General features: G+C 59.2%; 10 protein-coding genes. 7 read left to right on the top strand and 3 right to left on the bottom strand.

Features of this window, described 5'->3' with window-relative positions; all coding sequences use genetic code 11:
* Window positions 1-47: 47 nt before the first annotated feature.
* The 6 genes from LOY55_RS29145 (at window position 48) to LOY55_RS29120 (ending at window position 7,077) form a co-directional block, all read left to right on the top strand.
* Window positions 48-1,412, top strand: coding sequence for an aspartate aminotransferase family protein (locus tag LOY55_RS29145; RefSeq protein ID WP_109785674.1), 1,365 nt, complete (start codon window positions 48-50; stop codon window positions 1,410-1,412).
* 189 nt (window positions 1,413-1,601) lie between these two features.
* Window positions 1,602-2,714, top strand: a complete 1,113-nt coding sequence (locus tag LOY55_RS29140; protein ID WP_223522981.1) for a polyamine ABC transporter substrate-binding protein — start codon at window positions 1,602-1,604, stop codon at window positions 2,712-2,714.
* 245 nt (window positions 2,715-2,959) lie between these two features.
* Complete coding sequence (locus tag LOY55_RS29135; RefSeq protein ID WP_223522979.1) at window positions 2,960-4,057, top strand: polyamine ABC transporter substrate-binding protein; 1,098 nt, start codon at window positions 2,960-2,962, stop codon at window positions 4,055-4,057.
* Between the two features lie 73 nt (window positions 4,058-4,130).
* Entirely contained in the window at window positions 4,131-5,273 is a 1,143-nt protein-coding gene (locus LOY55_RS29130; RefSeq protein ID WP_046032293.1) for an ABC transporter ATP-binding protein, read from the top strand.
* A 35-nt stretch (window positions 5,274-5,308) separates the two neighbouring features.
* The gene (locus LOY55_RS29125) at window positions 5,309-6,190 is read left to right on the top strand and encodes an ABC transporter permease subunit (protein WP_175649027.1); all 882 of its coding nucleotides are present in this window, start codon (window positions 5,309-5,311) and stop codon (window positions 6,188-6,190) included.
* Entirely contained in the window at window positions 6,187-7,077 is an 891-nt protein-coding gene (locus tag LOY55_RS29120; RefSeq protein ID WP_046032295.1) for an ABC transporter permease subunit, read from the top strand. The genes LOY55_RS29125 and LOY55_RS29120 overlap by 4 nt, the downstream gene beginning before the upstream one ends.
* Window positions 7,078-7,140: 63 nt before the next feature.
* Here the strand turns inward: LOY55_RS29120 and LOY55_RS29115 are convergent, their stop codons facing one another.
* A complete protein-coding gene (locus tag LOY55_RS29115; RefSeq protein ID WP_109785672.1) occupies window positions 7,141-7,782 on the bottom strand; it encodes an HD domain-containing protein in 642 nt (213 codons plus the stop codon).
* Between the two features lie 261 nt (window positions 7,783-8,043).
* On the opposite strand from LOY55_RS29115, the gene LOY55_RS29110 reads away from it, so the two are divergent.
* Complete coding sequence (locus LOY55_RS29110; protein WP_109785671.1) at window positions 8,044-9,009, top strand: GlxA family transcriptional regulator; 966 nt, start codon at window positions 8,044-8,046, stop codon at window positions 9,007-9,009.
* Between the two features lie 135 nt (window positions 9,010-9,144).
* Here LOY55_RS29110 and LOY55_RS29105 read toward each other — a convergent pair whose 3' ends face one another.
* Window positions 9,145-11,556 carry a penicillin acylase family protein gene (locus LOY55_RS29105; RefSeq protein ID WP_223522977.1) on the bottom strand — a complete coding sequence of 804 codons (2,412 nt, stop codon included), beginning with the start codon at window positions 11,554-11,556 and terminating at the stop codon, window positions 9,145-9,147.
* A 103-nt stretch (window positions 11,557-11,659) separates the two neighbouring features.
* On the bottom strand, window positions 11,660-12,238 hold the full coding sequence (locus LOY55_RS29100) for a DUF6436 domain-containing protein (protein ID WP_109785669.1): 579 nt from the start codon (window positions 12,236-12,238) through the stop codon (window positions 11,660-11,662).
* Window positions 12,239-12,335: the final 97 nt, after the last annotated feature.

Below are 12,335 nucleotides of genomic sequence, written 5' to 3'. Positions count from 1 at the left end.
CCGTCGTTGTCGGGCGGCGCTTTCACCTGATTTTTTAGGAGATTTACATGACCAGTAACAATCCGCAAACCCGTGAATGGCAAACCCTGAGCAACGATCACCACCTGGCTCCGTTCAGTGATTTCAAGCAGCTGAAAGAGAAAGGCCCGCGGATCATCACCAACGCCAAGGGCGTTTACCTGTGGGACAGCGAAGGCAACAAGATCCTCGACGGCATGGCCGGCCTGTGGTGCGTAGCGATCGGTTACGGTCGTGATGAACTGGCCGATGCCGCTAGCAAGCAAATGCGCGAACTGCCTTACTACAACCTGTTCTTCCAGACCGCTCACCCTCCGGTTCTGGAGCTGGCCAAGGCCATCGCCGACATCGCCCCAGAAGGCATGAACCACGTGTTCTTCACCGGCTCCGGCTCCGAAGGCAACGACACCATGCTGCGTATGGTTCGTCACTACTGGGCGATCAAGGGCCAACCGAAAAAGAAAGTCATCATCAGCCGCAAGAACGGCTATCACGGTTCTACCGTGGCCGGCGCGAGCCTGGGTGGCATGACGTACATGCACGAACAAGGCGACTTGCCGATTCCGGGCATTGTCCACATCGCACAGCCGTACTGGTTCACCGAAGGCGGCGACATGACGCCTGAAGAGTTCGGCGTCTGGGCGGCGAATCAGCTGGAAGAGAAAATTCTGGAAATCGGCGTGGATAACGTCGGTGCCTTTATTGCCGAGCCGATCCAGGGCGCCGGTGGCGTGATCATTCCGCCAGACACCTACTGGCCGCGCATCAAGGAAATCCTCGCCAAGTACGACATCCTGTTCGTGGCGGACGAAGTGATTTGTGGTTTTGGCCGTACCGGTGAGTGGTTCGGTACCGATTACTACGACCTCAAGCCCGACATGATGACCATCGCCAAAGGCCTGACCTCCGGCTACATCCCCATGGGTGGCCTGATCGTGCGTGACGAAGTGGTCGAGGTGCTGAACGAAGGCGGCGACTTCAACCACGGCTTCACGTACTCCGGTCACCCGGTGGCCGCTGCGGTGGCGCTGGAAAACATCCGCATCCTGCGCGAAGAAAAAATTATCGAGCGCGTTCATGCAGAAACGGCACCCTATTTGCAGAAACGTCTGCGGGAACTGAACGATCACCCGTTGGTGGGAGAAGTGCGTGGTGTCGGTCTGTTGGGGGCCATTGAACTGGTTCAGGACAAAGCCACTCGCAAACGTTACGAAGGCAAGGGCGTCGGCATGATTTGCCGCCAGTTCTGCTTCGACAACGGCCTGATCATGCGCGCCGTGGGCGACACCATGATCATTGCTCCGCCACTGGTGATTACACCGGCTGAAATCGATGAGTTGGTGGCCAAGGCACGCAAGTGTCTGGACCTGACCCTGAGTGCGTTGCAGGGCTAAGTGCTAGGCTCTGAGCGTAAGTGGCCGGGGTTTGTATCAAAACAGCTACTTTCGCTCAGCGCTGTCAGAAAGCGTGGCCTTTCCTTGAAAGACCGATGTGGATCTTGCCAGACTAGCCGCGGTTCCAGTTGCCCGGGTTCGGTCGCTGAAAACAAGTGGTTCAAAAAAGAAAAATTTGGAGCATTACGCATGAAGGCACTAGGTAAAAAGCTCGCTGGTAAGACTCTCCTTGCCATGTCGTTGATGGGGTTGATGGCGGGCGCGGTTCAGGCCGATGACAAAGTACTGCACGTGTACAACTGGTCCGATTACATCGCACCGGACACCATCAAGAAGTTCGAAGACGAGTCGGGGATCAAAGTCGTCTACGACGTGTTCGACAGCAACGAAACCCTTGAAGCCAAGTTGCTGGCCGGCAAATCCGGTTACGACATCGTCGTACCGTCGAACAACTTCCTGGCCAAGCAAATCAAGGCCGGCGTTTACCAGAAGCTGGACAAGTCCAAGCTGTCTAACTGGAAAAACCTGAACACCGACCTGCTCAAGGCGGTATCGGTGAGCGACCCGGGCAACGAACATGCCTTCCCGTACATGTGGGGCTCGATCGGCATTGGCTACAACGCCGAGAAGGTCAAGGCTGCACTGGGTGCCGACGCACCGGTCGATTCCTGGGACCTGATCTTCAAACCTGAAAACGCCGCCAAGCTGAAGTCCTGCGGTATCAGCTTGCTGGACTCGCCAACCGAGATGATTCCGGTGGCGCTGCACTACCTGGGCCTGCCAACCGACAGCCAGAAGAAAGAAGACATCGACAAGGCTGAAGCGCTGATCATGAAGGTCCGTCCTTCGATCGCCTACTTCCACTCGTCCAAGTACATCTCCGACCTTGCCAACGGCAACATCTGTGTAGCCGTGGGTTACTCGGGTGACGTGTATCAGGCCAAGTCCCGCGCGGCTGAAGCCGGTGACAAGGTCAAAGTCAGCTACAACATTCCGAAAGAAGGTGCTGGCAGCTTCTACGACATGGTCGCCATCCCTAAAGATGCCGAGAACGTCGAAGGCGCCTACAAGTTCATGACCTTCCTGCAGAAGCCGGAAATCATGGCTGAAATCACCAACGCCGTGCGCTTCCCGAACGGTAACGCGGCTGCCACGCCACTGGTGGATAAAGACATCACCGCGGATCCAGGCATCTACCCGCCAGCGGACGTGCTGGCCAAGCTGTACGCGATTGCCGACTTGCCGGCCGCGACCCAGCGGATCCTGACTCGCAGCTGGACCAAGATCAAATCGGGTAAATAAGCCGTAAAACCCTGTAGCAGCTGCCGCAGGCTGCGTCCAACTGCGAAGCAGTTGTGCTGTTGAAAACGCGGGAAGGTCCTTCGGAGCTTAACGCCGCCTTCGGCAGCTGCTACAGGTATCTGCATAAAAGTTTTGCTGGAACGGTTTTTCGAGGGTAAGTTGCGCGCCGGTTTTGTTGCTGGGCAATCACGGTTGTCATGTAGCGCGGGGCAACTTGGGCCCAACTAATTTTAGAGGACCTCCACTTGCCTATTTTTTCTTTGTTTCGCAATGCCTTGCTGGCTGGCGCTGGACTGACACTTGCCGTCAGTGTCCAGGCCGCCGGTACTGTGCATATTTATAACTGGTCGGACTACATCGGTCCGACCACCCTGGCTGACTTCCAGAAAGAGACCGGCATCAAGCCGGTCTATGACGTCTTCGACTCCAACGAAACCCTGGAAGGCAAGTTGCTGGCCGGGCGTACCGGTTACGACGTGGTCGTGCCGTCCAACCACTTCCTTGGCAAGCAGATCAAGGCGGGCGCCTTCCAGAAACTCGACAAGTCGAAGCTGACTAACTATTCCAACCTCGACCCGGTGCTGCTCAAGCGCCTGGAGCAGAACGATCCGGGCAACCAGTACGCGGTGCCGTACCTGTGGGGCACCAACGGCATCGGTTACAACGTCGACAAAATCAAAGCCGTGCTGGGCGTCGACACGATCGATTCATGGAGCGTGCTGTTCGAGCCGGAGAACATCAAGAAGCTGCACAGCTGCGGCGTGGCGTTCCTCGACTCGGCCGATGAAATGATGCCGACCGTGCTCAACTACATGGGCCTGAACGCCAACAGCACTGATCCCAAGGATTATGAAAAGGCCACCGCCAAGTTGCTCGCCGTGCGGCCGTACGTGACTTACTTCCATTCCTCCAAGTACATCTCGGACCTGGCCAACGGCGACATCTGCATCGCCATCGGTTTCTCCGGCGACATGTTCCAGGCCCGCAACCGTGCGGAAGAAGCCAAGAAAGGCGTGAACATCGTCTACACCATTCCCAAGGAAGGCGGCGCTCTGTGGTTCGACATGCTGGCGATTCCCAAGGATTCGGCCAACACCAAAGAGGCCCACGCGTTCATCAACTTTTTGTTGAAACCCGAGGTGATCGCACAGGTCAGTGATTCTGTTGGCTATGCGAATCCCAACCCTGCTTCGGACAAACTGATGGAACAGTCCATCCGCACAGACGAGTCGGTTTATCCACCGCAAGCAGTCCTCGACAAGACCTACGTGTCGGTCGAATTACCACCGAATATTCAACGTTTGATGACCCGCAGCTGGACCAAGGTCAAGACGGGTAAATAGCTTCAAGGCTCAAACTATCCAAGGTTGGCTCACCTTGAGCGAACTGCACTCTTTTTTTCTGGGAGTTTCGTAAATGGCAGTTGCCTCCGGCGCCTATAAGAAAGCCCTCGAGGGCGACCAGTCACCTAAACAGGTGCTGGTCAAAATCGACCGGGTCACGAAAAAGTTCGACGAGACGATTGCCGTGGACGATGTGTCCCTGGAAATCAAGAAAGGCGAAATTTTCGCCCTGCTCGGCGGTTCGGGATCGGGCAAGTCCACGTTGCTGCGCATGCTCGCTGGCTTCGAACGGCCAACGGAGGGGCGCATTTTCCTCGACGGCGTAGACATCACTGACATGCCGCCGTACGAGCGGCCGATCAACATGATGTTCCAGTCCTACGCCTTGTTCCCGCACATGACCGTGGCGCAGAACATCGCCTTCGGCCTCAAGCAGGACAAGCTGCCTGCCGCCGAAGTCGATGCGCGCGTGGCCGACATGCTCAAACTGGTGCAGATGAGCCAGTACGCCAAGCGCAAGCCGCATCAGTTGTCCGGTGGCCAGCGTCAGCGTGTGGCACTGGCGCGCTCGCTGGCCAAGCGACCGAAGCTGTTGCTGCTCGACGAGCCAATGGGCGCCCTGGATAAAAAGCTGCGTTCGCAGATGCAACTGGAGCTGGTGGAGATCATCGAGCGCGTCGGCGTAACCTGCGTCATGGTGACCCACGACCAGGAAGAGGCCATGACCATGGCCGAGCGCATCGCGATCATGCACCTGGGCTGGATTGCCCAGATCGGCAGCCCGATCGACATCTACGAAACCCCGACCAGTCGCCTGGTCTGCGAATTCATCGGCAACGTCAACATCTTCGACGGTGAAGTGATCGACGACGCCGAAGGTCACGCGACCATTACCTGCAAGGACCTGGATCGCCAGATCTACGTGGGCCACGGCATCAGTACCTCAGTGCAGGACAAATCCGTGACCTACGCGATCCGTCCGGAAAAACTGCTGGTGACGCCGACGCAGCCGACCTGCGAATACAACTGGTCCAGCGGCAAAGTGCACGACATCGCCTACCTCGGCGGGCACTCGGTGTTCTACGTCGAACTGCCAAGCGGCAAGATCGTCCAGTCGTTCGTCGCCAACGCCGAGCGCCGTGGTCAGCGCCCAACCTGGGGTGACCAGGTTTACGTGTATTGGGAAGACGACAGCGGCGTGGTACTTCGCTCATGAACATGCGCAAATTCAAACGCCGCCTCAATCGAATAATTCCCGGTGGCCGTCAGCTGGTCATCGGGGTTCCGTTCATCTGGCTGTTCATGTTCTTCATGCTGCCGTTCTTCATCGTCTTGAAGATCAGCTTCGCCGAAGCCGATGTGGCCATTCCGCCGTACACCGAAATCTACAACTTCGTCGACCAGAAGCTGCAGGTGCTGCTCAACCTCGGCAACTACGCCATGCTGGCGGGCGACGAGTTGTACATCGCCGCTTACCTCGGCTCGTTGAAGATGGCGCTGATCAGCACCGTCCTCTGTTTGCTGATCGGGTACCCGATGGCCTACGCCATTGCCAGTGCCCGTAAAGAGCTGCAAACGGTCCTCGTGCTGCTGATCATGATGCCGACCTGGACCGCCATCCTGATCCGCGTTTACGCGTGGATGGGCATCCTCAGCAACAACGGTCTGCTCAATGGTTTCCTGATGAGCATGGGCTGGATCAGCGAACCGCTGCAGATCCTCAACACCAACCTCGCCGTCTATATTGGTGTCGTTTACTCCTATCTGCCATTCATGATCCTGCCGCTCTACGCCAACCTGGTGAAGCACGACCACAGCCTGCTGGAAGCCGCATCCGATCTGGGTTCTAGCACCTTCAACAGCTTCTGGAAAATCACCATTCCGTTGTCCAAGAACGGCATCGTCGCTGGCTGCATGCTGGTGTTCATTCCGGTGGTGGGCGAGTTCGTGATCCCGGAACTGCTCGGCGGCCCGGAAACCCTGATGATCGGTAAAGTGCTTTGGCAAGAGTTCTTCAACAACCGTGACTGGCCCGTGGCGTCAGCCTTGGCGGTGGTGATGCTGGCGATCCTGATTGTGCCGATCATCCTGTTCAACCGCAGTCAGGCCAAAGAAATGGAGGGCAAAGAATGAAGCGCTTCAGATTCTCAAGCTTGATGCTGGTGCTGGGTTTGCTGTTCATCTACGCGCCGATGCTGATCCTGGTGATCTACTCGTTCAACGCCTCAAAACTGGTGACGGTGTGGGGCGGCTGGTCGATCAAATGGTACGTCGGGTTGATGGACAACACTCAGTTGATGGGCTCGGTGGTGCGCTCGCTGGAAATCGCCTGCTACACGGCGGTGGCGGCGGTGGCGCTGGGTACATTGGCCGCGTTCGTCCTGACCCGTATCACCCGCTTCAAAGGTCGCACGCTGTTCGGTGGCCTGGTCACCGCACCGCTGGTGATGCCCGAAGTCATCACCGGTCTGTCGCTGTTGCTGCTGTTCGTGGCCATGGCGCAGATGATCGGTTGGCCACAGGAACGCGGCATCGTCACTATCTGGATCGCCCACACTACGTTCTGTGCGGCGTATGTGGCGGTGGTGGTGTCGGCGCGTTTGCGTGAGTTGGACTTGTCCATCGAAGAGGCGGCCATGGACCTTGGTGCGCGGCCGTGGAAGGTGTTCTTCCTGATCACCATCCCGATGATCGCGCCCTCGTTGGGAGCAGGCGGCATGATGTCTTTCGCGCTGTCGCTGGATGACCTGGTGCTGGCGAGCTTCGTCTCGGGGCCGGGTTCCACGACCCTGCCAATGGAAGTGTTCTCGGCGGTGCGTCTGGGCGTGAAACCGGAGATCAACGCCGTGGCCAGCCTGATTTTGCTGGCGGTATCGCTGATGACGTTCCTGGTCTGGTTCTTCAGCCGTCGTGCCGAAGAGAGCCGCAAGCGTGCGATTCAGCAGGCCATCGAAGAAGGCGCTGCCGACTCCTGGAAGCAACCGGACGTACGCCGCGCGCAGGCGCCGGAAGCGGCTTGATCTACGGATGATCGTTCCCACGCAGAGCGTGGGAACGATCAGTAACCCAAATCCCCTGTGGCTTCATGCCAACCAAGGGGATTTGCGGATGATCTCGACAAAGTTCATCGGCTTGAACCCCGCCTCGCTGTCGACCAGCACATCGGCGTTCACCGTGCCGAACGTGGTATCCGGCTTGTGTTTGAAGCCGTTGGCGAACGCACACAGGATGCATTCCTTGAAGCCTTCACCCCGTGGATGCGCATGCACCACCGCCTCACGCTGCACGGTGGAAAACGCCGCGTAGTCGATGCCCAGCACATCCATTTCAACCCCGGCGGTCACCAGCGCCACATTCGGGCGCAAGTGTTGCGGCACACCCGGTGTGGTGTGCAGCGCAATCGACAGCCAGACTTGCTCGATATCGTCGTCGCTCAACCCGTAAGGCTTGAGGAATGCCTTGGCGGCATTGGCGCTGTCGACTTCAAAACGTTCGTCATCGCTGCGATGTCCTTCCACCAGGCCCAGGTCATGGAACATCGCGCCGACGTACAGCAACTCCGGATCGTAGGCCAGTTGCTTGCGTTCACCGCTCAACGCACCGAACAGAAACACCCGGCGCGAGTGGTGATACAGCAAGTCGGACTCGACATCGCGGATGTATTCGGTGGTGGCCTTGGCCAATGCGCTGTCGGGAATGTTGATACCGGCAATGATGCTGCTCATGGGTGCTGTCCTCGTGGGCAACGCCGTGGCGGCGCTGATGGAACAAGTCTGTTGCGTCACCCAAAACCGGACAATCGATCCATGGCTGCGATCCTTGCCAATGAACCTGCATATCGCGCCAACCTCGCTTGTTGCGCGTGGATTGGCTAAGTTTGATGCAGATAATCGAATCACAAACGGCGCCTGTAGCAGCTGCCTCGCAGGCTCGGCAGCTGCTACAGGTCTTGCGGTGTAATCAAAGTATTGAGGGCGTTTCCCGCCATGAGTAAAACCGTAGCCATCGTGGTTTTTGCCGGGGTTCAGTCCCTGGACGTTACCGGTCCCATGGATGTGTTTTGCGAGGCCAACCGCTTCCTCGAACCGCAAGACCATTACCGGTTGGAGGTGATCGGTGTCGAGCATGGGATGATGCCGTGTTCCAACGGTTTGTCGCTCAATGCTCACCGGCATTTCAGCGACGCGCTTGAGGCGTATGACCTGCTGCTGGTGGCCGGCGGCCCGCAATTACCATTCCTGGATTTCGGTGCGGTGTTCGATGCCTGGTTGCGTGGTGCCTGCGGGCGGGCGCAACGTTTTGGTTCGATCTGCAATGGCGCGTTCATGCTGGCGCGGGCCGGCCTGCTTGATGGGCGGACCGTGACCACCCATTGGAGCGATGCTGCCGCGTTGGCACAGTTGTGCCCGTCGACCCGGGTCGAGGCGGATCGCTTGTACGTGCAGGACGGCGAGCTCTACACCTCGGCCGGGGTCACGGCGGGGATTGATCTGTCGTTGTACCTGCTGGCCAGGGATCACGGGCCGGAAGTCGCGCTGCACGTGGCCAAGCGTCTGGTGGTATTCACGCAGCGCTCAGGCGGGCAATCGCAGTTCAGCCCGTTCCTCACGCCCCACGCCGAACCCACGTCGGCGGTGGCGCTGGTTCAGCTCTACGTGCTGGCGAACCTCACCGGCGACCTGACCCTCGCTGACCTGGCGAATGCGGCCAACATGAGCACCCGCAACTTTTCCCGTGTGTTTGCCAAGGAAGCCAAAATCACCCCGGCGGAATTTGTCGAACAGGCGAGGGTGGACGCGGCGCGGGTGCTGTTGGAAAGCACCCATTCGCCACTGAAAACCGTGGCCTACCAATGTGGGTTTCGCGATGCCCAGCACATGCGCAGCGTGTTCAACCGCCGATTGGGGGTAACGCCACAGCAGTTCCGGCTGAATTTTTCTGCGATGGTTTGAGCAGGCATTTCTGTCGTTTGTGAGGGCCTCATCGCGGGCAAGCCCGCTCCCACATTGGACCGCGTTCGAGCGGACAACTCAGTCACTTGTGGGAGCGGGCTTGCCCGCGATGACGGCAGCCGAAACAACAAAAATCTACGGCGCAGCCCGCGCCGGCAAGAACTTCAACGTGCTGCGCGTATTGGCCGTGACTTCTTCATCGTTGAAGTGCGCCTCGTAATAAACCCCTTCGACATACGCCTCCGCCTGGTCATCGTAGTGGCTGTCGAACGGCACACCACTCTGGCCGACCGGGTTGATGGTCAGGCTGTGGGCCGGGTCGGCAAAGTCGACCAGGCGTCGCGTCGACGGGCCGTAAGTCACCGGCCACGGCGCCGGGCCGATTTTGGCCGAGAGGTTGTTCGGCACTTCATGCGTGCCGGGTGCCGCAAACGGCCCGACGTTGTAGATAAGGTCCAACGGCTTCTGCATGCCCAGTGGATGGCCGTGCGTCAGGGTGTGCGCCTTGCCCCACTGCCATTGAGCCGAATCCGCACCCAGCGTTGTCTTGAGGTGGGTGATGCTCGCTTGCCAGGCCACCTTGACCGTATCGGCGCGGGTTTCCTTGCCGAGGGTGTTGCGGTTGTCCCACCACGGCGAATCAGGCGTAGCGGCCAGACGTGGCAGCGCGGCGTCGATCACCCGGGTCGAGAGCAAAGTGTCGAAGAAATCATTGCCCAGTTCATCGTGCATCGTCGCGTCAGCCAGGTTGAACAGGAACTGGTTGAACAGCGTCGCGCTGGTCGAATCCAGCGGGTAATCGCCTTTCCACTGCGCCAGTTGTTCCACCAGTTTCAGTTCGGCGGGATCGCTGACGACTTCACGCAGTACCGGCAACAACGGCGCCAATAGACGCGGGCCGTAAGCCGTGGTGGTGCCCAGTTGCAGCTTCTGGCTGGCGTCGATGTCCCACTTCACGTTCTTGTCACTGAGCTGGCGATTGAGCTGCTGGCCGCGATCGGCAAGGTTGTAGTAACCGGGGATCTCCATGCCGGTCGGCGATAGCGGCTGGAAGTTGGCTGAGACGATATAGCCGCGTGGCGGGTTCTCTTCCTGCGGGTTGGCGCTGAACGGGTAAAAGCCGTCCTTGTCCGCCTGATTGGTGCTGCCGTCTAGGATGAAGCCGGGTTTCACCCCGGTCGGGCGTTTGGGCAGCAGAGCCGCCGCCCACCAGCCGATGTCGCCCTTGGCGTTGGCGTAGACAATGTTCAACCCCGGCGCCTGAACCTTGGCGGCGGCGGCGCGTGCCTTGGCCAGCGTGTCGGCGCGGTTGAGCTGGTAGAAACCTTCGAGAATCGGGTTTGGCGTTTCAAGGAACGCCCACCACATGGCCACCGGCGTCTTGCCTGCCGCGGTGCCGAGTGCATCATTGATGATCGGGCCATGGGGCGATTGACGCAGGGTCAGCGTGACCGGCTCCTGGCCCTTCACGGCAATTTTCTGTTCGGTGTTGACCATGTCCACCCACTTGCCGCGATACCAGACCTGGTTAGGGTTGTCCGGGTTGATCTTCTCGGCGATCAGGTCCAGATCGTCGTTCTGGAACATGGTCAGGCTCCAGCCGAAGTCCAGGTTGTGGCCGAGAAAGGCAAACGGCACCAAGGCCTGATGGTGGCCGTACAGCTCAAAGCCCGGCGCCGAGAGTTGTGCCTCGTACCAGACTGCGGGCACTGAAAAGCGAATGTGCGGGTCGCCCGCCAGCAGCGGTTTGGCGCTTTTGGTGCGGTTGCCGGAAATCACCCAGGCGTTGCTGCCTTCGAATTGGGGCAGGCCATTGTCGGCCAGGGCTTGTTCGCTCAGGCGGGCGAGGGCGTTCAGGTCTTTCCAGTCACTGGCTGTCAGTGTCAGGGCAGGTTTGGAATGCCCCTTGGCCAACACGCCTTTGGGCTGCCAGTCGAGGTCGAAGATGTTCAGGTAGTCAGCGCCCAATTGGTCGCGCACGAACGTCAGCAAAGGTTCGGTGCGGAACGCCGCGGCAAAGCTGTACGCCATGTAGCCGGCGACGCTGATGCTGTCTTGCGCCGTGAACGGACGCTTGTGGATGCCCAGCACGTCGAACTCGGCGGGTGCGGCGTGAGTGTCCTGATATTGATTGATGCCATCCAGGTACGCTTCCAGCGCCTTCCATGCCGGCGACTGCCGATCCAGCGCCGCCACGTAGCTGTCGGCCCGCTCACGAATGCGCAGGCTGCGGAAGAGTTTGTCGGTCTCGATCAGTTTCGGTCCGAGGATTTCGGCCAGTTCACCCCGGGCCAGGCGCCGCATGGCTTCCATCTGGAACAAGCGGTCCTGGGCTTGCACATAGCCGAGGGTGCGGTAGAGGTCGGCTTCGTTTTCCGCGCGGATATGCGGCACGCCACGCTCGTCGTAACGCACGGTCACCGAACCTTGCAGGCCTTGCAGTTCGACCAGGCCCTGACGCGACGGCTGTTTGCTGTACACATACCCGCCGACTCCGATGGCGAGCACGACAATCAGCAAGGCAAGTACGGTCAGGACGCGTTTCATGGTGACTCCTTGTTCTTATAGGTTTGCCGCCCGTGTGGGCTGCCAACATGTAGCACAGACCTTCCGTGCCGGGCATCGCGGTCCTGCAAAAGTCAGGAATGCCTTACTTCACTTCAACGGGCCATGGGCAGTAACAACCGATGGCCAGCGTATGGGTAGCGTTCACCGCGCGACCTTCGCTCAGTGCTTGCAGAATGGGTTCGATGAAGCTGTTGTTCGAATTGCAGGTCAGGCCTTCGCTGTACGGGCCGAAGTAGGCCAGTTTGCCGTTGCGGTCCCAGATCGCCACGGCCGGGCTGGCGGGAATCTGTTCGGAGCCCGGCAGGACGGTAATGGTTTTCAGGCTGCTCAGTGTGGCGGGTAACTGGCCATGGCTGCCGGGTTTTTGCACTGCATAAAACTCGACGCCCTGCGGTACATAGCGCTCGACCAGTTCGCTCAGGTGTTGTTGATTACCGACGTTGCACGGGCAGGCCGGGTCCCAGAAGTGCACCAGCCGGATGGCGCCGGGGCCGGCGAGGTCGTCGGGCAGGCGCAGCGGGTCACCGGAAAATACGGCGGTGTGTTCGCTGAAGGCTCGCAAGTAGCGTCCTTGAAACCAGTCATACGCGGCCCACAGGATGCCGGCGCACACGAGGGCGAGCAGGCTGGCAAGCAGTGTGGTGCGATAGGCCGGGCGCATGGGTTTCAATCCTCGAAGGTCGGCTAGCTTGCCATGCTTGCCGCGACAGATGAATATCGCAGGCCTATAAAGTCTGTTTACCGCTCTGGAATCGTTC

It is taken from the genome of Pseudomonas sp. B21-040 (assembly GCF_024748695.1).
In the GTDB taxonomy this organism is placed as follows: Bacteria; Pseudomonadota; Gammaproteobacteria; order Pseudomonadales; family Pseudomonadaceae; genus Aquipseudomonas.
This window is presented reverse-complemented; position numbering and strand designations above follow the sequence as displayed.